Source organism: Pseudomonas sp. N-1-13, assembly GCF_057787095.1.
The window spans coordinates 647,501-673,453 of the sequence record NZ_JBYNRI010000001.1 but is presented as its reverse complement, the minus strand read 5'-3'; the positions used below and the strand labels follow the sequence as shown (position 1 = coordinate 673,453).

Here is a 25,953-nt window from a genome sequence, read left to right as displayed (position 1 = left end):
GCAACGCCTTTACCTGCTCAGGAGATTGCTATGCGTATTCCCTTTCGCGTGATCGGCGGCGTTCTGGTCGCCTCCCTGCTGACCCAGATCAGCGCCTGCGGCTCGATCTTCTACCCCGACCGTCGCGGCCAGATCGACGGCAAGATCGACCCGGCGATTGCCGCGCTGGACGCCGTCGGCCTGCTGTTCTACATCATCCCCGGCCTGATCGCGTTCGCCGTGGACTTCGCCACCGGGGCGATTTATTTCGAGCCCGGCAGAAGCGTCCAGATCGAGCCAGAAAAACTCAAGCCGGCGATCAACGCCGACGGCAGCGTCAACAACCAAAAGCTGCAAGCGATTTTGGAGAGCGAACTGGGCCGCAGTTTCCCCCTGGACGACCCACGTTTGATCCAAAGCAAGGGCAACGCCCAGCAACTGGCCGCCCTCGGGCTTAAACCGGCCGCGTGATGGGCGCTATTGAAGGAACGACCGCGCCATGACCACCAGCACCGAACATGCCCATCTGCTGCGTCTGGCCACCCGTGCTTCGGTGGCCGTGGCGCTTATTCTGGTCATTGCCAAGGCACTGGCCTGGTGGCTGAGCGGCTCGGTGAGCATGCTCGCCGGCCTGACCGACTCGGCGCTGGACGGCGTCACGTCGCTGCTCAACCTGCTGGCGGTGCATTACGCATTGCGCCCCGCCGACGAGGACCATCGTTACGGCCACGGCAAAGCCGAGTCCCTGGCCGGCATGGCCCAGGCATTGTTCATCGGCGGCAGTGCCGTGTTGATTGCGCTACAGGCGTTTGAGCGTCTGAAAAACCCGGTCCCGGTGGAAGCGGCCTGGCTCAGTGTCGGCGTGATCGTATTCTCCCTGGGGCTGACCCTGGCCTTGTTGGCGCTGCAACATCGGGTCGTCCGCGCCACCGGCTCCAACGCCGTGCGCGCTGACTCGCTGCACTATCGCTCGGATCTGTTGCTCAACGGCAGCATCTTGGTCGCCCTGGTGCTGGCCGGGTTGGGCTGGCATCAACTGGATGCCTGGTTCGGCCTGGGCATCGCCGTCTACATCCTGTGGAGCGCGATCCAGATCGCTCGGGAAAGCTTCGCGGTATTGATGGATGAGGAACTGCCGCCCGACGTCAGCCAGCGCATGCTGGAACTGGCCTGCGCGGTGCCCGGGGTACTGGGTGCCCACGATCTGCGCACGCGGATCTCAGGTAACCATTGGTTCGTGCAACTGCATCTGGAACTGCCGGGAGAACTGACCCTGTCCGTAGCCCACGGCATCAGCGACCAGGCCGCCGATGCCATACACCGCGCCTATCCGAAGGCGGAAGTGTTGGTGCATGCCGATCCGTCGGAAGTGGTGAAGCGCACCAGCGCCTGACGCCGAACACAGAACCCCGTGGCGAGGGAGCTTGCTCCCGCTGGCCTGCGCAGCAAGCCCAAGATTTTACGGTCGCTGCGCAACCGAGCGGGAGCAAGCTCCCTCGCCACAGGGGAGTGTTTTTCTTTCGAGTGATCAGTACGTCACCTGATACCCACGACTGCTCAAGCAACTCCCTTGGGCCTGACGATAGGTCTGTACCACTTGCGGCGCGGGCGGGTAGGTGTAGTTGCGCGGATCGAAACCGCTCTGCTGCACCGCCCAGCGATAGCATTCGTAGCCATCCTGATTGACCTGCTCGGGAGACTGGCCGTTGGCTGGATAAGCCACCACATCGTAGCTGTTGCCTTGGGGCTGGGGCTGCGGGTTGCTCACCGGCGCGTCAACGACGACGTAGTCCCGGGTGTTGGCTTCGTAGATGTAATAGGCACCGGCGGCGAGGAAAAACAGCGAGCCGCCGATCCAGACTTCCCGGGCATAATCGGGCAGATAACGGGTACGGATTCCGCGCGGCGGCTCAATCACGATATAGCGCGGCCCTTGGGGGCGATACCAGTAACCGCCCGAATAAAAATAGTCATGGCCACGGTAAGGCACGCGGTAGTGACGATCCGGAAAACGATCGATTACATACCCAGGACGATATTGCGGCCCCGGCCCCCAGCCGTTGCCATGACCGTCCGGCCGACCGGACCAGTGCTGATCAGGGCGAGAGTCATGGCTGGGGCGTGGCCCACCGCTCGGATAACCATCACTGCGGCGCGGAATATCGCGGTAGTAACCCGGCCTCGGCTCCTGAGTCTGGGTCACGCTGTCGGGGCGGCCCTGGATCGGCAGGCTGTTACCCGGTGGCTGCGGCGGACGACCATTGGGGTCTTGCGGCGGGCGGTTGTAGGGCTGGCCGCCTTGAGCGTGAGGCTGGACCTCAAACTGGCGGCTGTTGTCGCCGCGAATGATCTCGTTGCTCTGTGGCCGGGGTTGGCCTGAATAACCCTGGCCATTGCCACCTCGCCCGTCCGGGCCGCCACGATTTTGCTGATCGTCGGCCACTCCCTGCGCACTGACACTTGCCCACAACAGACCAACACCTGCCAAACGCCAGATGCGCGACTTCATGAAATTCCTCACAACGGTTCAGGGCCTGATGAATGAGACTGGAAAAGCCTAGGCCGGTTCTGCGACAGGTTATCAGTCGCCGCCATTATTTCGCAGGCATAAAAAAGGGAGGCCCGTCGGCCTCCCCTTGAGAACTTCGTCCGTGCGCGACGCTTTTGACGTCGGCTCACCTCACGCCGTCTTCTGGACAGTGTGCAGCTCGGGGGTCTGCCAGACACCGGTGGGTGCTGCGACCGCGGCCGGCCGGATTAGGCGGGCCGCACTGGACTGTTTGTCCGAGCAGTGATCTTGGTGATAAGAATAGGCTCGGAGCACCGACGAATGATTGCGAAGATTGCGTAAATAAACATCACTTGCGCAATTTTTTACCTGCGATAGATAATATCCAGCAATTATACAGACAAAGGCCCGACCAATGAGCAAACTCGACCGTTACGACCTGAGCATTCTGGCGGAATTGCAGCGCGACGCGCGCATCTCCAATCAGGAGCTGGCCGAACGCATCGGCCTGTCGCCGTCCCCCTGCTCGCGGCGGGTCAAGCAATTGGAAGACGACGGCTACATTACCCGTCAGGTCGCCCTGCTCGACCGCAAAATGCTCGGCCTGAGCCTGACGGCCTACGTGCTCATCGGCATGGACCGCCACACCCCTGAACGTTTCGAGAACTTCGAAGCCGCCATCCGCAATTTGCCCCAGGTGTTGGAATGCAGCCTGGTGACCGGCATGGATGCGGATTACCAGCTCAAGGTCGTGGTGCCGGACATGGACCATTATCAGAAACTGCTGCTGGGGCATCTGACCCGGATTGACGGGGTCACCAGTGTGCGGTCCAGCTTCGTGTTGAACCAGGTGCTCAACAGCACCGAACTGCCGCTGACTCATCTGCGCGGCTGACGACAAACGAGCGCCGCTTCACAGCCGCTCACCGACGTACGCGCGCATCGGCCAGCCCCCGAACCCAAACCACACTCGCCTTGAAGCCACGAATCAGCCTTTGAATTCCCGCGAGGCGTATTCGGCGAGCTTGCCCTGGATGAAGTCCAGAAAGCACTGGATCCTCAGGGCCAGTTGGGAGTTGCGGTAATACACGGCGTTGATCGGTTGGCGATATCCGCTGTTGGCATCGGCCAGCAGCACCTTGAGCTGGCCGGCACGGATGTCTTCACGGGTCATGAAGTCCGACAGGCACGCTATGCCCTGCCCTTGCAGCGCCAAGTGACGCACGGTTTCGCCACTGGACGCGCTGATGGCAGGCTGGATCGGCCAACGATCACCGTGCTCGTGACGCAGCGGCCACTGATTGAGGCCCTCATTCTGGGCAAACCCCAACAGTGCATGCCGGGCCAGTTCGGCGACAGTGGCAGGTGTACCGTGCTGCTTCAGATAGGCCGGGCTGGCCAGGATATGCAGCGGACTGCACCCCAGGGATCGGGCATGTAGCGTCGAGTCGCTGAGGGTGCCGATGCGGATCGCTATGTCGGTACTTTGCTCGAGCAAATCGATGATCAGGTCGTTGCTGTTGAGTTCGAGCTGGATATCCGGGTAGAGCCCGCGGAACTCTTCGATATGCGGCACGATAGCGTGCAACATGAAAGGCGAAGCCGCATTGATCCGCAACCGCCCCGCCGGGTTTTTCTGGCGAGACGACAGGCGCTCCTCCAGCTCATCCATCTGGTCGAGAATGCCCTTGGCCTGCTCGAAGAAATACTTGCCCTCTTCGGTCAGGTCCATGCGCCGCGTGGTGCGGTTGATCAGCGTGGTATCGAGCTTGGCTTCCAGGCGCGACAAGGTACGACTGACCGCAGACGGCGTCTGCCCGACCTGCTCGGCGGCGGCGGATATCGACCCGCACTCGATCACGCAGACGAAAATCTGCAATTCGTCGGATCTGGCTTTCACGTATCCCCCTGTCGACTGCGCTCTCTTGTGGCGAGGGAATCTATCCCCGCCGGGCCGCAAAGCGGACCCGAGCCCCAGGATAGTATCGGGATACGTGACAAAAGAAAGGTCACGCCTTCAGGCCGAACACCTCAATCAAGTGCTGCTCATAACGCGCCACATCGGCCTCGATATTCGGGCGTTTCATCACGTCCACAGACAGGAAGGTTGGCAATCCGCTCATGCCCAGGAACTGGTTGGCCTTGTGGAACGGAAAGTACACAGCGTCCACACCCTTGGCTTCAAAGAAGTCGGTCGGGTCATCGAAGGCTTGCTGCGGGGCGTTCCAGGTCAGCGACAACATGTATTGCTTGCCCTGCAACAAACCACCGCTGCCGTATTTCTGCGAAGCATCGGAGCGGGTGCGGCCGTCGCTGGCATAGAGGCTGCCATGGCCTTCGGTGAAGACCTCATCGACGTATTTCTTGACGGTCCACGGCGCGCCCATCCACCAGCCTGGCATCTGGTAAATGATCACGTCGGCCCAGAGGAATTTGGCAACTTCTTCCTTGATGTCGTAACCACCGTCGATGAACGTGGTTTTCACATCGAACCCGCCACGGTCCAACACGCTGACCGCCGCATCATGGAGGGTGGCGTTATAGCGACCGTCGGAGTGAGCGAATTGTTTACCACCGTTGAGCAGCAGGACTTTTTTCATGGAGAGCCTCATCGGATTCCAGGGGACACGGTTGAACGGTCACCCAATGGAAAGATTGAAAATGATGGCGGCAGAGTACCGATGAGCTTGCGGCGGAGTAAGCACTGCAACGGCAAAACTGATTTGACCTATACGCACGAATAGGTAGCCAATTCTTGCCGTAGCATTCGCATACTTTTATTCAGGAGCCTCTCCGATGAGCGAATTGCACGGTTTCATCCTGCACGCCAAGACCCGTCCGGAAAAAGCCGAAGCCTTCGAAACGCTGTTTCGTGCCTACGTGGAACCGAGCCGTGCCGAACCCGGTTGCATCGAATATCACATGCTGCGAGACCGGCAAGACCCGACCCTGTTTATCTTCTATGAAATCTGGCAATCCCAGGCTCATCTGGACGTGCATTCGAACCTGCCGCACATGAAGCAGTTTTTTGAGCAGCGCATGGAATACCTGGAGCGCGATTTCGAGATCCGCCGCGTCGACATGCTCAGCCCGTCCTCGGCTAGCCGCTGATCAGCAAATGGCCGCCGAGCACAGCGAGGCCAATGAAAAATACCCGCCTGAACAGCACGGCGCTGATGCGCTGACGCAGCCATTGCCCCAGCCACATCCCCAACAGCGCTGGCGCCAGGGCCAGCACCGAAGCACTTAATTCGCCACCGCCCAAGGCGCCGCGCCACAGCAGGCCGGCCGCCAGGGCCAGTGTCGAAACCGTGAATGACAACCCCAACGCCTGCACCAGTTCGTCCTTGCTCAAGCCCAACGCTTGCAGGTACGGCACCGCCGGGATGACGAACACACCCGTCGCACAAGTGATGAGGCCAGTGAGCAGACCGCACAACGGCGCTGCCCACGGCTCAACACTGGCAGCGACCCGCAATGTCGGCAGCAACAGCCCGCTCAGCGCGTACAGCAATAACGCGCCACCCAATGCTCGCACCGCCCAAGGTCCCCCCACCGTATCGAACCACAACGTGCCCAGAGCGGTGCCGATGCAAATCGCCAGCAACAGTGGCCACAAGCGCCTGATCAGGGTTTGCAGATGACCACCAAAGGTCAGTTGCCAGATATTGGTCAGCGTGGCCGGGATGACGAGCAACGCCGCAGCCTGTGTCGGAGCCATAGCCAGGCCGAGCAGGCCCATGGAAATGGTCGGCAGGCCGAGGCCGATCACACCCTTGATGGTGCCGGCCAGCAGGAAAGTGCCTATGACCAGCAAAGAAAGGGCAGGGCCAAGATTTTGATAGAAAGCCATGAGTGTGTTCATGGGGCTATCGTGGGCCCTGGCGGTCGGGTTTTAAATCTGCCATATACTGAGACAGCCTCTGGCCGAGCAAGAGGCTGAAGAATTTGCTGAGGCTGTAGACGCCATCGCGAGCAGGCTCGCTCCCACCTTGGATCCTGCATTGTTCTCGTGGGAGCGAGCCTGCTCGCGATGACAATGTTCCAGACACCCCAGAACCCGGCACAGGATCACATCCCCCATGCACTTCGACCTCACCGACCTGCGCCTCTACCTGCACATCCTCGACACCGGCAACATCACTGCCGGCGCTGCCCGCAGCCATCTGTCCCTGGCAGCGGCCAGTGCCCGGGTCCGGGCCATGGAGGCCTCCCTGGGGATCGAGTTGCTCGAACGCGGGCGGCGCGGTGTAACACCCACATCGGCCGGCCAGGCACTGGCGCAACATGCCCGGGTGTTGCTGCAACATGCCGAACACCTGCAACAGGACCTCGGCGAATACGCCCGCGGCGTCAAAGGCCGGGTGCGGTTGTTGTGCAACACCAGCGCCATGACCGAATACCTGCCGGAATTGCTGGCCGAGTTTCTCAAGGCCCATTCCAACCTCGACATCGATCTGCAGGAATTGCCCAGCTCACGGATCACCCATGCACTGCGTCAGGGTGCGGCGGACCTGGGTATCATCTCCGACGCGGTGGACACCGCCGGCCTTGAAACCCGCCCCTTTCGCGATGATCCGCTGGTATTGATCCTGCCCTCGGAACATCCCCTGGCTGACGGTCGCCTGCTGAGTTTCAATGAGACCCTCGGGCATGATTATGTAGGCCTGAACGCGTCCAGTGCGCTGGCGATCTACCTCGAAGAACAGGCGCTGCACAGCGGACGACGCATGCACATTCGCATTCGCGCCGACGGTTTTGATGGCGTGATTCGCATGGTCGCTCATGGTGCGGGCATTGCCATCGTGCCAAAGGCCGCGATCGCGCGGCGCCCGCCCGAATCTTCCTGGCAATGGGTCTCGCTGCAAGAGGCCTGGGCTCAACGCTCACTGCGGCTGTGCGCCCGCCGCTTCGACAACTTGCCCGCCTACGCCAAAGCCCTTGCCACGCACCTGACCGCTCGCTGATGCGCGCTTCTGGATAGGCCGGTGTCGAGCACAGGCATCTGCCCGATCATGTCGCGCGTTAGGGTGCCTGCTCTCTTCTGTCCCTTTCGGAGTTCACATGACCGCCCCCATCACCGTCCTGCGCGATACCCATCCGCTGCCCGTACTCGATGCCTGCAAATGGGAAAAACTCGAAGGCGATCCGCACACCGTCAACCTCAACGCCTACACCAGCGAAGACGGCAGCAAGATCATGGGCACCTGGATCTGTACACCGGGCAAGTGGCGCGTCGACTATGTGAAGTGGGAGTACTGCCATTTCCAGGAAGGCTACTGCATCATCACCCCCGATGGCATGGAGCCGATCCATCTGCGGGCCGGTGACATCTTCGTCATCGAGCCTGGCATGAAAGGCACGTGGGAAGTGGTCGAGACCGTGCGTAAATACTTCGTCTTCGCCTGAAACAAAAAACCGAGAGACCACCCGACATGGTCTCTCGGAAAACAGCTTTCCAAATTGCACAGGCTCTGTGGCGTCGGTGCCCCAGCTCTTATTGCGGCTTGCGATAGCTGTTAACAATCGCCGAAAAATCCTTGCCGCCCTCGCCCCGCTGACTCATCGCCTGGTACAACTGCTGCGCAACCGCGCCTAGCACCACCGGCTGATGAACCTGCCGCGCCGCTTCGGTAGCCAGGCCCAGGTCCTTGAGCATCAGCTCGGCACCAAAGCCCCCGGTGTAGCCACGGGACGCCGGTGCCGTTTCGATCACGCCAGGCCACGGGTTGTAGGTGTCCGAACTCCAGCAACGGCCTGTTGAGCTGTTGATGATCCCGGCCAGTACCTGCGTATCGATCCCCAGGGCATCGCCCAGGGCCATGGCTTCGCTGACGCCTACCATGGAAATCCCCAACAGCAGGTTGTTGCAGATCTTGGCGATCTGCCCGGTGCCGACGTCGCCGCAATGCACGATATTACGGCCCATCTGCGCCAGCACCGGTTGCAGGGTGGCGAACAATTCAGCGGTGGCACCCACCATGAAGGTCAACGTGCCGGCCGCTGCGCCACCGGTGCCGCCGGAGACTGGCGCGTCGGCCATTGCTACGCCTTGTTTGGCGGCTGCGGCGGCAACATCGCGAGCGGTCTGCGGGTCGATGGTGCTGCAATCCACCGCGGGCGTACCGGCGGCGATGCCGGCCAGTACACCGTCGTCACCCAGCCAGACACTGCGTACATGAGCAGCAGCCGGCAACATGGTGATCACCAGGGCCACGCCCTGGGCCGCATCGCGAGGTGAGGCGCTGATGGTGCCGCCCAATGTGGCCAGTTCAGCCAGCACCGTCTGGTTCAGGTCAAACAGGTTCAGCGAGTGGCCGGCCTTGAGCAGATTGCGCGCCATGGGGGCGCCCATGTTGCCCAGACCGATAAATGCGATCTTCATGTCCGGCTCCTTAACGCAGATTGATGGTGGTGTTCACACCGTCATTGACGCTGTCATCATCGAACCAGCGTGCGGTAACGGTCTTGGTCTGAGTGTAGAACTGCACCACTTGTTTGCCGTAGGGGCCCAAGTCACCGAGTTTCGAACCACGGGAGCCGGTGAAGCTGAAAAACGGCACAGGTACCGGAATCGGGATGTTGATCCCCACCTGGCCGACGTCGATTTCGCTCTGGAATTTACGCGCCGCCGCCCCGCTTTGCGTGAACAGGCCGGTGCCGTTGCCAAACGGGTTGGCATTGACCAGGGCGATTGCCTGATCAAGGGTGTCGACTTCCAGCACCACCAACACCGGACCAAAGATTTCTTCGGTGTAAATACGCATCCTGGTAGTCACGCCGGAAAACAGGGTCGGGCCGACGAAGTTGCCTTGCTCGAAACCCGGCACGCTGATGTCACGGCCATCAAGTTCCAGCTTGGCCCCTTCCTGTACGCCACTCTCGATCAATTCAAGAATCCGCGCCTTGGCCCGCTTGGAAATGACCGGGCCGACATCCGTGCCCGGCTCACTGCCGGCGTTGACCTTGAGCTTCTGCGCCAGGGCCTTGAGCTCGGGCAGCCATTGTTTGGCCGCGCCCACCATGACCACCACCGAAGTGGCCATGCAACGCTGGCCCGCCGCCCCGAAACCGGCGCCGACCAAAGCATTGAGGGTCTGTTCGCGATTGGCATCAGGCAACACCACCGCATGGTTCTTGGCGCCCATCATCGACTGCACGCGCTTGCCATGCCGACCCGCCAGGTCATACACGTGGGTGCCGACCGCCGTTGAGCCGACAAAGGAAACCGCCTTGATGTCCTTGTGGGTGCAGAGGGCATCCACCACATCCTTGCCGCCATGCACCACGTTGAGCACGCCCGCCGGCACGCCAGCCTCGATGGCCAGCTCCACCAGCAGCATGGTCGACAGCGGGTCCTGCTCCGACGGTTTGAGCACGAAGGTGTTACCGCAGGCGATGGCCATCGGGAACATCCACAGCGGAATCATCGCCGGGAAATTGAACGGGGTAATGCCCGCGCACACACCAATCGGTTGGCGCAACGTGTAGGTATCGACGCCGCCGGCAACGTTCTCGGCAAACTCGCCCATTTGCAGGGTGCCGATGGAACAGGCGTGTTCGACCACTTCCAGGCCACGGAAAATATCGCCCTCGGCATCAGCGATAGTCTTGCCCTGCTCGGCGCTCAGTACGGCAGCGATGCGTTTGGAGTGCTCGCGAATCAGCGCCTGGAGCTTGAGCATGATGCGCATCCGCGCACCGATGGGGGTCAGCTTCCAGGTCTGGAAAGCACGCTGGGCGGCGGCAATGGCGGCATCGACTTCCGACGCCGTGGCGAACGGGACTTTCGCCAGTACCTGCTGGGTGGCCGGGTTGACGATGTCGTGCCATTCGCTGGACTGGGATTCAACCCACTCGCCGTCGATCAACAATTTTACGGTTTGCAGGGCAGTGTCGCTGGGCGTAAGGGAAACGTTCATGCTGGCCTCCGGGACTTGTTCTTATAGAGAGCGCTGGTTCAGCACAGATCAAGGTGCATAGACAGACACCTTGGTGATGAGACGGTTTTTGGAGTATAGATGTGCAAACTTCTAATAAGAACGCACATAAAAACCGGTCCATCATGCAAAAAAACATCACCTCCCTGGGGTCGCTGAATTGGGACGACCTCAAGTTTTTCCTCGAAGTGGCCCGCACCCGCAAGGCCAGCACGGCGGCCAAGCGCCTGGCCGTCGACTACACCACGGTGTCGCGACGCATCAGCTCGCTGGAAACGTCATTGGGGACGCTGCTGTTCGAAAAATCCCGGACCAACGGTTTTGTCCTGACCGCCGAAGGCCAGCGTCTGCTGGGTTACGCCGAATCGATCGAAAGCACCCTGCACATGGCCTGCGAACAGGTGTCAGGCTCTGGGGTGGCGTTGTCCGGCCACGTGCGCATGGGCTGTACCGAGGGCTTCGGCAGCTTCTTCATCACGCCGCAACTGAGTCATTTCGTCGATGCCTACCCGGCCATTTCCGTGGACATCCTGCCGCTGCCGCACTTCATCAGCCTTTCCAAGCGCGAAGCCGACATCGTCATCGCCCTCGAACGCCCCGAACATGGCCCGTATGTGTGCTGCAAACTGTGCGACTACCGACTGCAGCTCTACGCCACCCAGCCATACCTGGACAGCCATCCTCCCATCCACCGACCGGCGGACCTGAGCAAGCATTCGTTCATCAGCTACGTGGATGATCTGGCGTTCAGTTCCGAGCTGCTCTACTTGGCGAATGTATTGCCAGGCGCCCATGCTCACCTGCGCAGCACCAGCGTGATTGCGCAGTTCGTGGCAGCGCAGCAAGGACGATCATTGGCGATCCTGCCGTGCTTCCTCGCCGCCCAGGATCCGCGCCTGCTGCCGGTGCTGCCGGAGGAAATCACCGTCACCCGGCAGTTCTGGATGTACTGCCGGGAGGATTTGAGGAAGCTCAAACGCATCACGCTGTTGTGGGATTACATCCGCGAAGTGACTGAGCAGAATCAGCCATTGTTGATGGGCGAGAGCCGAGAGATGGTATTCGCCGACTAGTCGGCGATGACCACGATGGCGACGCGACGGTTTTCGGTGCGCCCCTCGACCGTGTCGTTGGAGGCGACTGGCCTGCTACTGCCCAGCCCCCGTGTTTGAACGTTTTCTTCGCGCATGCCCACGCCAATCAATACCTTGCTCACGCTGTAGGCCCGACGTATCGACAGTTGTTCGTTATAGGTTTGCGAGCCTGATGCGTCGGTATGACCATCGATCCGCACCCGCTCGATTCCGGCCCCCAGCAGAGCCTTGCCGATTCGCTCGACAATCTCGGTACTGGCCGGGTTGAGGGTTTCCACATCGCTGCCAAACAGTACTTTGCCGGACAGGCCGAAAGCCCATCCCTCATCGGTCAATTCGAACCCTTGTTGTTTGAGCACGGCGACTTGCGCCGGGGTAAGACCTTTTTGGGGTGTCGTCTGGCAGCCGGACAGGGCCAGAACGGTGATGAACAAAAGCGCGGCGAAGCGCTGCAGGGAGAGTTGAGGATATAGGCGCACGAGTCAGCTCCTGGCTTGAAGATCAGCAACCGGGTGCTCCGACCCAGCCGTGTGTTGACCGCCTCTGGCGAGGCGTTTGGCCTGATACATCGCCGCATCGGCGGCGTTGAGCAAGGCGCCTGGTGTAGCGCCATGATCAGGATAAACGGCGATGCCGACACTCAGAGAGGTCAGCACCGAGGCATTGCCGGGCAATTGAATGGGCATTTCCATGCTGGCTATGATTTTCTCGGCAATCCGTTCGGCATCCTCGGTCCGGTGCAAGGGTGCAAGCAGCACGGCAAATTCGTCCCCGCCCAGGCGCGCCACCAAGTCACCTTCACGCAACTGCGCCCGGACCCGTGTCGCCACCGCCGTCAGCACCGCATCACCGGCAGCATGGCCGAAGTTATCGTTGATACCCTTGAACCGGTCACTGTCCAGATAGAGCACGGCGACCTGCTCGTCGAGTTTGTTGGCATTGCGCAGTGCACGGATCAGCCGGCCTTCGAAAAATGCCCGATTCGGCAATCCGGTCAGGCTGTCGTGACTGGCCTGGTGAGCCAGGGTTTCGTTCTCGCTTTGCAGGTGGGTTTGCCAGGACTCCAGCTCATCAAGCAGCGCGTTGAAGTCATTGCCCAGGTTATCCAGTTCGGCGATAGCGGCCGGCGGTACGCGTCGGTCGAGGGCGCGCTCGCTGCGCGCGGCATGGGCCACCTCGGCGAGGCTGCGCAGCGGCCCGGTGATTGCGCGTAACTGGCGCCGCGCCAGATACAACGCCACCCAGGCGCTCACCGCCGTGCACAGGACAATTCCCGCCAGGCCGCTAAGCAAAAACCGCAAAAGGCTGCCGCCATGTCCCGACAGTAGAACTGCGCCTATATTCTGTCCCTGATGGATGATTGGCAGGCTGATGGGCTTTTCCAGGAAGGTTTTGGCGATGTGCCTTTCCAATTCCGACAACAAGCCGGTTTCCGGTCGCTGCCAGCGAGCCAGCAGACGCCCATGCTCGTTGAACACCTCGGCATCGGCGACCTCTTCGGTGGAGGCAATCACAGCCAGCGCCTCGGTCGCCGCCACTGAGTCATCGAACACCACGGCCGCTTCAACGGTATAGCTGATCGAGCGGGCGATCAGGTGCAGGTTGTGATCGGCATAGACTCGCAGCGCCAGTACACCAAGCAACGTCAGGGAGACACTGGCCATGGTGATCGCCACCAACGCGACAATCAGGTGACCGCGACCAATGACCGAGCCCAGTGTGGGACGGATCCGTGCCGTGGGCAGATTCATGGGGCTGCTGGCCTGCGACGTGAAAGCTGTAAAACGCTGGGGTGAATGCGCACGCCACTGCGCGCCACCGAATCCAGGTTGACCTCGAACGAGACCTGTTCGTCAGCGACCCGCAGACAGAACAGGCTACCGACGGTGCACTGATCGCCGCCTTCACTGATGCTCAACACAGGTTTACCGATCAAGGACGCGAACAGCCGGGTGCGCTCGTCATGGGTCAATCTGCCGATGTAGATCGCGTTGCAATCAGTGGCAATACTGGGGTGGTCGGCCAGCACCCGCTGCACAGTCACAGGCCGGCCAGTGGCCTGAGTCGTACCCTTGACCAAATCGTCTGTGTATTGAGTCGGCCCGACAATGCACAGCTGCAATTGCGCTGGTTCCACGGGCCAGCGGGCGTAGCTGAGAATTCCCAACACAACCTGGGTGACGGATTCGGCCCGCTGTTCAGCCCGGGTCGTGGTGGCCTGATCCTGGGCGACAACCACAGGCGCCAGTAAGCACAGCAGGCCGGCAAGCAAATATTGCCTCCAGCCCTTGCGGCGCACTGTCTCCTGAACAGCCACACTCATGGAAAGTCTCTTGGTCGATGCAATAAGTGCCGGAAAGATAGCACAGTGCCAAAAAGCCAGCGAGGCAGCGCCCTACGACGCTTACGACACAAGCGTGCAGAACAGCCGCCCTGGGCACTGAATCGCGAAAGTCGATCGCTCAGACAGCTCCTTCCAGCGCCAGCATCAACCCGCTCAAGCGCTTGACCTTGCGCTGAACCGCCTCTTCAAAGACGCCCGCTCGCGGCTCAATCAGACTGAACCAGTGCTTGCCCCGAGTAATGGCGGTGTACACCAATTCTTTCGTCAGCACCGGGTTCAGCGCATCCGGAAGAATCAAAGCCGTATGGGCGAACTCCGAACCTTGGGATTTGTGCACCGTCATGGCAAAGACAGTTTCTACATCGTTCAGGCGACTGGGCAGTACAAAACGCACACCGCCCTGGCCATCGTTACGAGGGAACGCCACCCGCAGAACCTGCTTGCCGGCGTCTGGCCCCTCACGCTCGGGCAGCTTGAGCGCGATACCGATATCGCCATTCATCAGGCCCAACCCGTAGTCGTTGCGGGTCATCAGAACCGGGCGCCCTTCGTACCATTGATGATCGCTGTCGATAAGCTGGGCCTTGAGCAGTGCGGCGGTGATGCGCTGGTTCAACCCCGCGACGCCCCACGGGCCTTTGCGTACGGCACAAAGCAGCTGGAACTCGTCGAAAGCCGACAGCACTTCCCGAGCCCAATCGGTCCAGCAGCTGTCCTCAAGCGGTCGGGAAATGGCCGGGCGGCGCTGACGCAACAGGCTCAAGTAATGCCGATAACCCTTCGGCCCTTCTGCCTTGCCGTCGAGTAACAAGCGCTCCAGCGCCCCATCGTGTTCGCCCCTCAGCGCCAGGGAAAACAGGTCGGTGAATTCGCCTTCGAGCAGCAGTTGACGGGCCTGTTCCGGTTGTTGCTGGTTGACCCGACGCGCCAGTTGACCGATCCCACTGCCCTCGCCGAAGCGCCGCGAATGCCTGAGCATGACCACTTGCTGGGCCAAGGCATGAGTGCCATCGAGGTCTTGCCGCAGATCACTGGCCGCCAGGTTTTCACCGCTGACCGACTCCAGCCAGGCCAGGGTCCGGGGGCTGTACCAACCCTCCTCGGCGTCCCGACACAGGTCCCCCAGTACCGCACCGGCCTCAACAGAAGCCAGTTGGTCCTTATCACCCAGTAATACCAGTCGCGCATGAGTCGGCAGCGCATCCAGCAGATTGGCCATCATCTCCAGATCGATCATGGAGGCTTCATCGATCACCAACACATCCAGTGGCAAGCGATTGCCCCCATGATGGCGAAAATGTCGGGTGCCAGGCCGACTGCCCAACAAGCGATGGACCGTGGTGACATCGCAAGGAATGCGCTCGCGCACGGCGTCAACCACATCGAGGGTGCGAACCTGCTGGCTGATGGACTCGGTCAGACGCGCCGCCGCCTTGCCTGTGGGCGCGGCCAGGCGGATCCGCAGCGGTTTGCCTGCCTCGACAGCGGGCGCCTGAAGCAAGGCGAGCAAGCGCACAACCGTGGTGGTCTTGCCGGTACCCGGGCCGCCAGTGATGATACTGAAGGCTCCACGGGTCGCCAGCGCACAGGCCAGTTTTTGCCAATCGATCGGGTCAGCGGCGTTGGCCGGCCCGAACAACCCGTTCAAACGCTCGCGAAGATCATCAGGTGCCGCTTCATGTTCGGCAAGCCGTTGTCGCAACGCCTCATCGATCCGCCGCTCATAAGCCCAATAACGACGCAGATAAAGCCGCTTACCTGATAACACCAAAGGGCGTTGCCGCGCTTCTTCATGCTCATCGACGGCCAAGGCCACCAGAGCACTGGAAGCCAGGACCTTGCACCAGTGAGCCCCATCGAGAGTCCGTAGTATTTGCGAGGGCAACAACTCTACCCCCGTTTGCGAGTCGCCTTCAGGCGGCAGTGACAGGGCGAAATCCGGCTCCTTGAGCGTTTCGAACAGATCCAGGCAGACATGCCCGTGACCCAACTGATGGCTGGTGAGCGCCGCAGCAAGCAGCACCAACGGATCATCTTCAGGCGCGAGCTCATGGAGGAAGGCGACGAATGCCTTGTCCAGGGCGCGCAACCATCCTCGTTCGACCCAGCGGGTGAGCAACAGCAGCAAGTCATCCGCGCGGCTCAGCGGCGCCAGATCCATCAGGCTCTCGTCATCAGACGATTGGGGTAACAGATCGGCAAAAGAACGTTTCATAGCAGCTCCCCCTGTTCCCATGCCGGTTCAGCCTTTGGCTCGCAAACCCCTTGGAACATACGGTCCAGTTGCTCGATCAGCGCCCGTGGAGGCTTGGTGAAGTAAACGCCCTGACTGGCTGAGCGGGTACCGCGCAGGAACAGATACAACGCCCCACCGACATGCCGATCGTAGTCATAGCCGGGCAGGCGCGCCTTGAGCTGACGGTGCAGGGCCAACAGGTACAACACGTATTGCAGGTCGTAGCGATTGTCGAGGATTGACTGTTCCATGGCCTGCTCGGTGTAGGCCATGTCATCGACACCCAGCCAGTTGGACTTGTAATCGGCCACGTAATACCGGCCCTCGTGCTCGAACGTCAAATCGATGAAGCCCTTGAACATCCCGTTGAGCAACACCGGCTCAGCGGCCACGCGAGCGACACCGCCATGGGTGAATTGGCAAACCAGTTGGTCGAGCTTGAGCACATCGACCTTGTGGCTGGCAAACCAGAACTCCATCTCGACCTGAAACCGGGACAGGTTCTCGAGCACCACCGGCGCCTGGTCACCACCTATGTGCATAGGCAGTTTGATCAGGTGTTGCAGCCAGTCACCCAGGGTAGCGATCCAGCCTTTCCAACCTCGACGATTGCAGCGCCGGGCTATGGCATCCTCGATGGCGGTTGGCGTAGCTTCAAATCCTTCGCCAGCGGCCCACTCCAGCAGGCCATGAAGGAATGTGCCGGGACCAGGGCCGCGAGGGAAGCGGTGAATATCGCCACCCACGGCAACAATTTCCCTTGGGGCATCGGGGTCAAGCCGCTCATCGTCGAACAGCTTCTGAGCCTGCGGGTTCTCCGGCGCATCATTGCTGCCCGCACTCAGGCTTTCCCCGATACGCAAGGCGCTGTAGGAGGCGATCCACCAGTTTTCGCTGGCTTTGCGTACGGGTATCAAAGGTTCAAGCAATACCGCTTCGTTGCGTGGCGGCCGGTAATGCTCGTCGGTGGCCTGGGGCATCTCCTGATAGCTGACCATTGCGCTGCCTTGCTGCAGGTCCTCCAGCCAGCGCCTCAACTCCACCGACTCGACTAACGGTACACCACCGCCCAACAGATAGCCCAATGCGGACAAGTGCAGGATCGAGCTGTTGTTATTGCCCCGTTTGAGATCAGCCACACCCAGCCAGCAAGCGTGTTGTGCGCGGGTCAGGGCCACGTAGAGAAGCCGCAGATCCTCGGCCAGACGCTCGTCATCGGCCTTGGCGATCAACTCGGCGGTAGGCTTGAGGCTGGTCTGTGCCTTGCAGGCTTCATCGTGGTAATGCAAAGGCAACCGACTGCCATCCACCGGTTTCGTCGAACAGATGAAGGGCAAAAACACCAGTGGATATTCAAGTCCCTTGGACTTGTGAATCGTGACCACCTTGACCAGTTGCTCATCGCTTTCCAGGCGCAGGATCTGTTCTTCACCAGCCTGCCCGGACAGCGCCAAGTGCTCGGACAGATGCCGAATCAAAGCTTGCTCGCCATCCAGCTCACCGGCGGCCTGTTGCAACAGCTCGCAAAGATGCAGCAAATTGGTCAGCACCCGCTCGCCGTCGCTGCGCGTCATCAAGGCCTGGGGCAGCTCGAAATCATGTAGCAGGCGACGCAGCATGGGCAACACGCCCTGGGTACGCCAGACCGTACGATAGCCTCGGAACTGCATGACCCGACGCTCCCAGGCCAGCTCATCCTGATTGAGACGTTCCAGCTCCGTCAGCGCAAGATTCAGCGTGATGCTGGCCAGTGCTGCCCGCAGTGGCCGCTCGACATCCGGCTCGGCGCAGGCCCTGAGCCAGATCAGCAGGTCCCGCGCTTCCTGTGAAGCGAAGACCGAGTCTTTGTCGGACAGATAGACACTGCGCACTCCCCGCGCGGACAGCTCGTCGCGCACGGCCTGAGCTTCTTTGCCGTCACGCACCAGGATGGCGATATCCGCCGGGCGTAATCCCTGGAGCGTCTTTTCATCGACCGTAAAGCCATCGCGCCCCGATTGGCCGCCATTGAGCAACGCGGTGATCTCACTGGCACAAGCCGCCGCCATGTGCTTCCGATACACCGCCCCGGAAAGCGGCTGATCAGAAGACAGGTGCCAGATATTCATTGCGGCAACGGGTAGCCCGTTGACTTGCAAGGACTCCTTGCGCCCTTGGGACTCAACGGGCTGGAACGGCACCGGGTTCTTGCCCGACGGTTCACGAAACAGAAAAGCACCGCGCCCTTCAGGGCGAGATTCGGCATTCTGGAAAATATGGTTCACCGCACTGACCATGGCGTGGCTGGAACGGAAGTTTGTTCCCAGCGTATGCAGCCTGCCGGCGGTGGCTTCGCGGGCGCGCAGGTAGGTATAGATGTCAGCGCCGCGAAAAGCGTAAATGGCCTGCTTCGGGTCACCAATCAGGAACAGCCCGGTGTCGGGGTTGCTTTCTGCGATGTGGTAGATGCTTTCGAAGATGCGATATTGAATCGGGTCGGTGTCCTGGAACTCATCGATCAGCGCCACCGGAAACTGTTCGCGGATCAAGCTCGCCAGCCGCTCTCCGCCCTCGGCCTGAAGGGCCGCGTCCAGACGCAGCAGCATATCGTCGAAGCCCATCTCCGCGCGGCGCCGTTTCTCCGCCTCGAAACGTGCCCCCACCCATTGCGCGGCATGTTGCAGCACTGCGGCATCGGGAGTGGGCAAGGCTTCCAGGCTGGCCTTGAGACCGGACATGGCGTCCAGCCCGGGATGACTGGGCACTTCGCCTTTCCAGGCCTCGGCCATGCCCTCGGGGGTCAGGCGTGTGAATCCGCTGCCGATGTCCAACAGCTCAAGGCTTTCGTCCTCCACCCAGGCATTGATTTTCTGGAACCACGGTTCGAAGTACCGGGCCTGCATCTTGCGCCCGTCGACGCTTTTGTTGGCGACACCTTGCTGACAGATCTCCAGCAGCTCCACGGCCCATTGCCGCCACGGCGCCTTGAGATCGAGCAAGGCGGCGCTGCGCTCCTGAAGCGATGCGGCGATCAGTTCGGCGGGTTCAAGCCCCTCAGCAGCATCGCGTTCGCTGGAAAACAGGCCTCTGACTCGCGGCAGCAGCGCAGCGGGCCCACCCCAATGTGTCCGCACCCAATTCAGCGCCTCGCCTTGCATCGAGTAGCAGAACAGCCGCCAATAGTCGCGCAGCACTTCGCCGAGCAAGTCGCTGTGATCGGTTTCCAGGGTCTGGGTAAACAGGCTACCGCTGTCAAAAGCATGTTCACGCAGCATGCGCTGACACCAGCTATGGATGGTCGACACTGCTGCTTCATCCATCCATTGCGCAGCGATGTCCAACCGGTTCGCACAGCCAGACCACTGCGTTGCATCGAACTCATCCCGCAACTCGGCGATCAGCGAATCCGGGGCGGCAATTTCATCACGAAAGAAGCGCGCCGCCTGGGCCAGACGCATGCGGATACGTTCACGCAACTCCTTGGTGGCAGCGTCCGTAAAGGTCACCACCAGGATCTGCGGAGGAAGCAGTTCGCGACCAAAGCCGGTAGCCGGGCCGCCATGCCCCAGTACCAGACGCAGGTACAACGCCGAAATGGTAAAGGTCTTGCCGGTACCGGCGCTGGCCTCGATCAATTGACTGCCACGTAGCGGGAAGGCCAGGGCGAGTGGAGGCTGGCGAGTCATGAGCCTACCTCCTCGCCGGCCAATGAACGCCATGGTGCTTCGAGCAGTGGCCGGTAAAGAGCATCGCACCAGTCGGGGAATGTCTCGTCGGCCGTCAAGGCATCGAAGTCAGCAAACTGCCGGGCCAACGCCGGACTTTCCCGCCGCTCACCCTCAGAGTTCTGCCCGTCGCCTTCGTAGGCTTTTCGAGCAGCCGCATCGGCTTTGGCTGGATCGCTCTGGCCGAGCCAAGCGAAGGCGGTCTTCACCGCGACGGGAAGCGGCTGACGCATACCCGCCTGCCAGGCTTGCAATAGATCGCCGAGCAACCGTCGTGCCACGGGCTCTTCAAAAGGAGCCAGCAGCAAGCTGTCATCACTGGCCACCAGTGCCGTCGTCATCGAAAAGCCGTTAGCGCACGCAACAAGATGATTGACCCAAGGACGAATCAGACGATGCCATTTACGGGTCTTGGGGGAGCCAATACCGTTGGGTATCGCGCTGATGGTGAGAACCGCTCCATCCGCACGCTGGTGCAGGCCACTCAGCCAGCCCTCGACGCTCACGCCATGCAATTGCAAGCTGACAGGCAAGGCACTGGTCAACGGCGTGGGCCATAACGCCAGAAGCTGCTGGTAACGCTGGAGCAAATCAGGCAAGGGCTCGATCAATTCACGTTGCATGCATTCACCGAAGCCGGCCATCGGTAACAGGCCGCTGTTCTGCAGTCTTTTGGCATGAGTGGCCAGTGCCAGATCCGGTTGATCGAGGTGAACCAGGGCGGCCTCCAGCAAGCTGTCGCTCAGGCTGTAGCGTTGCAGCGCATCGAGAACGAAGGGTTCGTCATCTGCCAAAGGGGCCTCGATGGCCTCGAAGAATATTTTGAGTCGTTGACTGAAGAAGTGCCGGACGGGATTGCGCAGAAAGTCCTGCAGTTGCCCAAGGCCCAAGGGCTCTTCCTGAACATAGGGTTCCAGCACCTGGCTTTGGGCGGCGTGTTCGTGGGCACCGTGGAGCATTCGCCATTCACTGGCGTAACTGAACAATGCACTGCCTTGATGAAAATAACGAGCACTGAACGGTTGCAGCGGATGTTCCTGGGTCAACGCCTCAAGAAGGTCCCCGCGGTCATCCGCCAACCGCCAACCGCTGGCGAGATGATCCCGCAGTTGGCCGACCAATACTGAAGCAGGACGGTCGCTGTTGTCGCGGATGCTGCGTCCGACCCAACTGATATAGAGCTTTTCCCGGGCTGAAAGCAGCGCCTCCAATAACAGATATCGATCATCTTCGCGTCGGGAACGATCCCCGGGGCGATAGTCGCTGCCCATGAGATCAAAATCCAGGGGCGGTTGTGCTCGCGGGTAATCACCGTCGTTCATACCCAGCAGACACACCAGTTTGAAAGGAATCGCGCGCATCGGCATCAGGGTGCAGAAGTTGACCGCTCCGGCCAGGAAACGCTGGGACAGTCGGCCCTGATCCAACCCTGCCAACCAGGCCTCACGGACAACAGTCAGGGGCAACTCATCCTGCAGGGCAACCGACTCACAGGTCTCCAGCCAGGTTTCACGCAAGTCTTCGAGTTGGGCCAGCAGATAGTCGTCATGTTCGTTGCTCGCCTGGAAAAACAGCTGCATCAGATCATGCAGGCGCGAGCCCCATTCTTGCGGTGATGCGGGCCGGGTGAGTTCCTGATGAGCGACTTGCAAAGCATCCAGCAACGCAACCAGAGGACCGATCAACGCCGCATCCAGGCCACCAATTTCATCATAGGGTTCGATGCCGTCATAAGCGCCCGCGCTGCCGACGGCATACCCCAGCAGCATGCGCCGAAGACCGAAACGCCAGCTGTTCTGCTCAAGCTCCGCGGGTAATCCCAGTCCGGCACGATGTTCGGCACTCATGCCCCAGCGGATACCGGCACCCTCGATCCAGCGGTGCAGCGTAGGCAAGTCAGCTTCATCGATACCGAACCGCTCACGCAACGCCGGAACATCGAGCAGATCGAGGATTTCGCTGACCGGAAAGCGGCTATCCGGCAGCTTGAGCAAGTGTTCGACAGCGATCAATAACGGATCACGTCCACGCTGGCCCTGATCAGTGAGGGTGAAAGGAATGAAACGGGGATCAGTTCTTTCAAGCTGACCGAACACAGCGCGTATATGCGGTGCGTAGCTGTCGATGTCCGGGACCATGACGATGATATCCCGGGGGCGCAGGCTCGGATCCGCACTAAAGCGGGCCAGCAGCTGATCGTGGAGGATTTCAACCTCGCGCTGAGCACTGTGGGCTACATGGAAACGGATAGACCCGTCCTGCTCCGTATCCACCGCTGGCCAGTGTTCCCGGGTTTCGTTCAGGGGGCGCAGCTCGAGAATGTCATCCTGCAGTTGGCCGAGAAGGGTCGTGGGATTCCCCTCGCTGAACAGGTCGATCCGTCCATCGCGAAATACCGAGCGATAACTGTTGGGGTCGTCGTAGCTGTCGAGCAGGTTGATATAGTCACGCCCCTGCTTGCCCCACGCTGCCAATAATGGATGAGCATGCTGGTGCAAGGTCTGCGGGTCGAGGACAACGGGCATTCCGGCCTTGCGGGCCTGCCGTTTGTATTGGTGGCGTAGCAGGTCTTTGTCGGCCACGATGTCCGCCCAATGGTGGCGACATGGGTTATGAACGCACAGCAGAACCTGGCTAAACCGTGACAGACCGGCAAGTGCTTCAAGGACTTGGGCCGGCAGAGAAGAAATGCCGAACACTATCACCCGCGCGGGCAGGTTCCTGGGAGCCACTTCCAAACTGTTGATACGCTCGATGTACCGTTGATGAACCCCAGCACGGCTTTGGGCCATGCCTTGCTCCCCTACATCCATCAAAAGGGCCCGCCACAGTTCGGCCTGCCAACAGTTTTCTGGCGCGAGCGGCTTGATTTCACCCCGGACATTTCTTGTCTGGTGCCGACCTTCCGCCCAGTCCTCCAGCCAATCCGCCCGGTACACCTGATATTGGTCAAACAGATCGGCAAGACGCTCGGACAACTGATAACGCTTGCGCAAGTCGGTATCGTGGGTAAGGAAACGCCGCAGGGGCTCGAAATGGGGCTGCTCGATCAACTGTGGCAGAAGGCGCATCAGCCGCCATGTAAGTGGAGCCTTATCAAGCAACGACTTGGCCGGAATTTCGTCACGTCCCAGGACAGTTCGATAGAGTTGCCACATGAAACTGCCGGGCAACTGCACATCAATGGCGGCGGCGATACCGCAGCCACCGGTATCGTCATCTTCCGGATCCTCAGCCAATGCCAGCTTCAACCATTGGGCGATGCCATTGCTTTGAACCAGCGCGATTTCATTTTCAAGAGGCCCCAGCGGGTAGCGCCGCATCAAGCTGATCACCAGGCTGCGCAACTCATCAAGGCGATTCCCATGGACCACCATGAAAGCAGGGCTTAAGGACGTCGCGTCCGGCATAAAGGCATCCTTGAAAATGCAAAAGCTAGGGCCGAACCTTAGCACTGTCGGGGGGCTGTGACAGCCGGGAGGTGTCCGTGCTTGTCGTAAGAACTTTCCTGCGGGCAAAACAAAACCCCTACCTGCGTCAGCAGATAGGGGTTTCGGAATTTAATCTTGACGATGACCTACTCTCACATGGGGAAACCCCACACTACCATCGGCGATGCATCGTTTCACTGCTGAGTTCGGGATGGGATCAGGTGGTTCCAATGCTCTATGGTCGTCAAGAAATTCGGTAGCCAGCGCGTGCCTTGCGGTCACGTTCCAGCGAATGGGTATGCGATAGGTTTGTGTGTTGTGCGAACTTTCGGTTCATAGCGTCTTCACACACCGCAATCTGGTGCCCTGTATCGGGTCAGCAAATTGCTTGGGTGTTATATGGTCAAGCCTCACGGGCAATTAGTATGGGTTAGCTCAACGCCTCACAGCGCTTACACACCCCACCTATCAACGTCGTAGTCTTCGACGGCCCTTCAGGGGACTCAAGGTCCCAGTGAGATCTCATCTTGAGGCAAGTTTCCCGCTTAGATGCTTTCAGCGGTTATCTTTTCCGAACATAGCTACCCGGCAATGCCACTGGCGTGACAACCGGAACACCAGAGGTTCGTCCACTCCGGTCCTCTCGTACTAGGAGCAGCCCCTCTCAAATCTCAAACGTCCACGGCAGATAGGGACCGAACTGTCTCACGACGTTCTAAACCCAGCTCGCGTACCACTTTAAATGGCGAACAGCCATACCCTTGGGACCGGCTTCAGCCCCAGGATGTGATGAGCCGACATCGAGGTGCCAAACACCGCCGTCGATATGAACTCTTGGGCGGTATCAGCCTGTTATCCCCGGAGTACCTTTTATCCGTTGAGCGATGGCCCTTCCATACAGAACCACCGGATCACTAAGACCTACTTTCGTACCTGCTCGACGTGTCTGTCTCGCAGTCAAGCGCGCTTTTGCCTTTATACTCTACGACCGATTTCCGACCGGTCTGAGCGCACCTTCGTACTCCTCCGTTACTCTTTAGGAGGAGACCGCCCCAGTCAAACTACCCACCATACACTGTCCTCGATCCGGATAACGGACCTGAGTTAGAACCTCAAAGTTGCCAGGGTGGTATTTCAAGGATGGCTCCACGCGAACTGGCGTCCACGCTTCAAAGCCTCCCACCTATCCTACACAAGCAAATTCAAAGTCCAGTGCAAAGCTATAGTAAAGGTTCACGGGGTCTTTCCGTCTAGCCGCGGATACACTGCATCTTCACAGCGATTTCAATTTCACTGAGTCTCGGGTGGAGACAGCGCCGCCATCGTTACGCCATTCGTGCAGGTCGGAACTTACCCGACAAGGAATTTCGCTACCTTAGGACCGTTATAGTTACGGCCGCCGTTTACCGGGGCTTCGATCAAGAGCTTCGCGTTAGCTAACCCCATCAATTAACCTTCCGGCACCGGGCAGGCGTCACACCCTATACGTCCACTTTCGTGTTTGCAGAGTGCTGTGTTTTTAATAAACAGTCGCAGCGGCCTGGTATCTTCGACCGGCGTGGGCTTACGCAGCAAGTGCTTCACCCTCACCGGCGCACCTTCTCCCGAAGTTACGGTGCCATTTTGCCTAGTTCCTTCACCCGAGTTCTCTCAAGCGCCTTGGTATTCTCTACCCAACCACCTGTGTCGGTTTGGGGTACGGTTCCTGGTTACCTGAAGCTTAGAAGCTTTTCTTGGAAGCATGGCATCAACCACTTCGTCACCCAAAGGGTAACTCGTCATCAGCTCTCGGCCTTAAGATCCCGGATTTACCTAAGATCTCAGCCTACCACCTTAAACTTGGACAACCAACGCCAAGCTGGCCTAGCCTTCTCCGTCCCTCCATCGCAATAACCAGAAGTACAGGAATATTAACCTGTTTTCCATCGACTACGCTTTTCAGCCTCGCCTTAGGGACCGACTAACCCTGCGTCGATTAACGTTGCGCAGGAAACCTTGGTCTTTCGGCGTGGGTGTTTTTCACACCCATTGTCGTTACTCATGTCAGCATTCGCACTTCTGATACCTCCAGCAAGCTTCTCAACTCACCTTCACAGGCTTACAGAACGCTCCTCTACCGCATCACCTAAGTGATACCCGTAGCTTCGGTGTATGGTTTGAGCCCCGTTACATCTTCCGCGCAGGCCGACTCGACTAGTGAGCTATTACGCTTTCTTTAAAGGGTGGCTGCTTCTAAGCCAACCTCCTAGCTGTCTAAGCCTTCCCACATCGTTTCCCACTTAACCATAACTTTGGGACCTTAGCTGACGGTCTGGGTTGTTTCCCTTTTCACGACGGACGTTAGCACCCGCCGTGTGTCTCCCATGCTCGGCACTTGTAGGTATTCGGAGTTTGCATCGGTTTGGTAAGTCGGGATGACCCCCTAGCCGAAACAGTGCTCTACCCCCTACAGTGATACATGAGGCGCTACCTAAATAGCTTTCGAGGAGAACCAGCTATCTCCGAGCTTGATTAGCCTTTCACTCCGATCCACAGGTCATCCGCTAACTTTTCAACGGTAGTCGGTTCGGTCCTCCAGTTAGTGTTACCCAACCTTCAACCTGCCCATGGATAGATCGCCCGGTTTCGGGTCTATTCCCAGCGACTAGACGCCCTATTAAGACTCGCTTTCGCTACGCCTCCCCTATTCGGTTAAGCTCGCCACTGAAAATAAGTC

General features: G+C 59.8%; 19 protein-coding genes and 2 rRNA genes (1 of these 21 running past the window's edge). 7 read left to right on the top strand and 14 right to left on the bottom strand.

The genetic code is table 11. The annotated features are described in order from the left end of the window. Nucleotides 1–30: 30 nt before the first annotated feature. Together AC3I65_RS02975 and AC3I65_RS02970 are read left to right on the top strand one after the other, a co-directional pair. Complete coding sequence (locus AC3I65_RS02975) at nt 31–450, top strand: hypothetical protein (protein WP_047229536.1); 420 nt, start codon at nt 31–33, stop codon at nt 448–450. 28 nt (nt 451–478) lie between these two features. Then, a complete protein-coding gene (locus tag AC3I65_RS02970; protein ID WP_274091368.1) occupies nt 479–1,372 on the top strand; it encodes a cation diffusion facilitator family transporter in 894 nt (297 codons plus the stop codon). A 135-nt stretch (nt 1,373–1,507) separates the two neighbouring features. On the opposite strand, the gene AC3I65_RS02965 is transcribed toward AC3I65_RS02970, so the two are convergent. Next, nucleotides 1,508–2,488, bottom strand: a complete 981-nt coding sequence (locus AC3I65_RS02965; protein WP_047229534.1) for a DUF6515 family protein — start codon at nt 2,486–2,488, stop codon at nt 1,508–1,510. Nucleotides 2,489–2,903: 415 nt separating this feature from the next. Here AC3I65_RS02965 and AC3I65_RS02960 point away from each other — a divergent pair, with 415 nt between their 5' ends. Then, on the top strand, nt 2,904–3,383 hold the full coding sequence (locus tag AC3I65_RS02960; RefSeq protein WP_047229533.1) for an Lrp/AsnC family transcriptional regulator: 480 nt from the start codon (nt 2,904–2,906) through the stop codon (nt 3,381–3,383). A 93-nt stretch (nt 3,384–3,476) separates the two neighbouring features. On the opposite strand, the gene AC3I65_RS02955 is transcribed toward AC3I65_RS02960, so the two are convergent. Together AC3I65_RS02955 and mdaB are read right to left on the bottom strand one after the other, a co-directional pair. Then, on the bottom strand, nt 3,477–4,388 hold the full coding sequence (locus AC3I65_RS02955; RefSeq protein WP_076386452.1) for a LysR family transcriptional regulator: 912 nt from the start codon (nt 4,386–4,388) through the stop codon (nt 3,477–3,479). Between the two features lie 109 nt (nt 4,389–4,497). After that, nucleotides 4,498–5,088: an NADPH:quinone oxidoreductase MdaB gene (gene mdaB / locus AC3I65_RS02950; protein WP_047229531.1), complete on the bottom strand. Its 591-nt coding sequence runs from the start codon at nt 5,086–5,088 to the stop codon at nt 4,498–4,500. Between the two features lie 196 nt (nt 5,089–5,284). Here mdaB and AC3I65_RS02945 point away from each other — a divergent pair, with 196 nt between their 5' ends. After that, nucleotides 5,285–5,599: a putative quinol monooxygenase gene (locus AC3I65_RS02945; protein ID WP_047229530.1), complete on the top strand. Its 315-nt coding sequence runs from the start codon at nt 5,285–5,287 to the stop codon at nt 5,597–5,599. Here the strand turns inward: AC3I65_RS02945 and AC3I65_RS02940 are convergent. Beyond that, nucleotides 5,589–6,353, bottom strand: a complete 765-nt coding sequence (locus tag AC3I65_RS02940; protein WP_047229529.1) for a sulfite exporter TauE/SafE family protein — start codon at nt 6,351–6,353, stop codon at nt 5,589–5,591. The genes AC3I65_RS02945 and AC3I65_RS02940 overlap by 11 nt on opposite strands. 217 nt (nt 6,354–6,570) lie before the next feature. On the opposite strand from AC3I65_RS02940, the gene AC3I65_RS02935 reads away from it, so the two are divergent. Then, complete coding sequence (locus tag AC3I65_RS02935; protein ID WP_274091370.1) at nt 6,571–7,455, top strand: LysR substrate-binding domain-containing protein; 885 nt, start codon at nt 6,571–6,573, stop codon at nt 7,453–7,455. A gap of 97 nt (nt 7,456–7,552) precedes the next feature. Further along, entirely contained in the window at nt 7,553–7,897 is a 345-nt protein-coding gene (locus AC3I65_RS02930) for a cupin domain-containing protein (protein WP_047229527.1), read from the top strand. Nucleotides 7,898–7,985: 88 nt separating this feature from the next. Here AC3I65_RS02930 and mmsB read toward each other — a convergent pair whose 3' ends face one another. After that, nucleotides 7,986–8,873 carry a 3-hydroxyisobutyrate dehydrogenase gene (gene mmsB, locus AC3I65_RS02925; protein WP_047229526.1) on the bottom strand — a complete coding sequence of 296 codons (888 nt, stop codon included), beginning with the start codon at nt 8,871–8,873 and terminating at the stop codon, nt 7,986–7,988. Between the two features lie 10 nt (nt 8,874–8,883). Further along, on the bottom strand, nt 8,884–10,410 hold the full coding sequence (locus AC3I65_RS02920; RefSeq protein ID WP_047229525.1) for a CoA-acylating methylmalonate-semialdehyde dehydrogenase: 1,527 nt from the start codon (nt 10,408–10,410) through the stop codon (nt 8,884–8,886). Between the two features lie 143 nt (nt 10,411–10,553). On the opposite strand from AC3I65_RS02920, the gene AC3I65_RS02915 reads away from it, so the two are divergent. Continuing rightward, nucleotides 10,554–11,501, top strand: coding sequence for a LysR family transcriptional regulator (locus tag AC3I65_RS02915; RefSeq protein ID WP_107322983.1), 948 nt, complete (start codon nt 10,554–10,556; stop codon nt 11,499–11,501). On the opposite strand, the gene yfiB is transcribed toward AC3I65_RS02915, so the two are convergent. From yfiB to AC3I65_RS02875, 8 genes are all read right to left on the bottom strand, one after another. Further along, a complete protein-coding gene (yfiB, locus tag AC3I65_RS02910; protein ID WP_107322984.1) occupies nt 11,498–12,001 on the bottom strand; it encodes an outer membrane lipoprotein YfiB in 504 nt (167 codons plus the stop codon). The two genes, AC3I65_RS02915 and yfiB, sit on opposite strands and share 4 nt — an antisense overlap. Nucleotides 12,002–12,004: 3 nt before the next feature. Further along, nucleotides 12,005–13,273 carry a diguanylate cyclase DgcN/YfiN gene (gene dgcN, locus AC3I65_RS02905; protein WP_107322985.1) on the bottom strand — a complete coding sequence of 423 codons (1,269 nt, stop codon included), beginning with the start codon at nt 13,271–13,273 and terminating at the stop codon, nt 12,005–12,007. After that, nucleotides 13,270–13,845 carry a regulatory sequestration protein YfiR gene (gene yfiR / locus AC3I65_RS02900; RefSeq protein WP_076386458.1) on the bottom strand — a complete coding sequence of 192 codons (576 nt, stop codon included), beginning with the start codon at nt 13,843–13,845 and terminating at the stop codon, nt 13,270–13,272. The genes dgcN and yfiR overlap by 4 nt, the downstream gene beginning before the upstream one ends. 139 nt (nt 13,846–13,984) lie before the next feature. Further along, complete coding sequence (recD, locus tag AC3I65_RS02895; RefSeq protein WP_488523448.1) at nt 13,985–16,081, bottom strand: exodeoxyribonuclease V subunit alpha; 2,097 nt, start codon at nt 16,079–16,081, stop codon at nt 13,985–13,987. Next, nucleotides 16,078–19,767 (bottom strand): exodeoxyribonuclease V subunit beta, encoded by a 3,690-nt coding sequence (recB, locus tag AC3I65_RS02890; RefSeq protein WP_488523447.1) that lies wholly within the window; start codon nt 19,765–19,767, stop codon nt 16,078–16,080. Before recB ends, recD begins: the two co-directional genes overlap by 4 nt. Then, on the bottom strand, nt 19,764–23,216 hold the full coding sequence (recC, locus tag AC3I65_RS02885) for an exodeoxyribonuclease V subunit gamma (protein WP_488523446.1): 3,453 nt from the start codon (nt 23,214–23,216) through the stop codon (nt 19,764–19,766). The genes recB and recC overlap by 4 nt, the downstream gene beginning before the upstream one ends. Before the next feature lie 154 nt (nt 23,217–23,370). Further along, nucleotides 23,371–23,486, bottom strand: a 5S ribosomal RNA gene (gene rrf / locus AC3I65_RS02880). Between the two features lie 150 nt (nt 23,487–23,636). Further along, a 23S ribosomal RNA gene (locus tag AC3I65_RS02875) occupies nt 23,637–25,953 on the bottom strand; it runs 575 nt beyond the window's last position.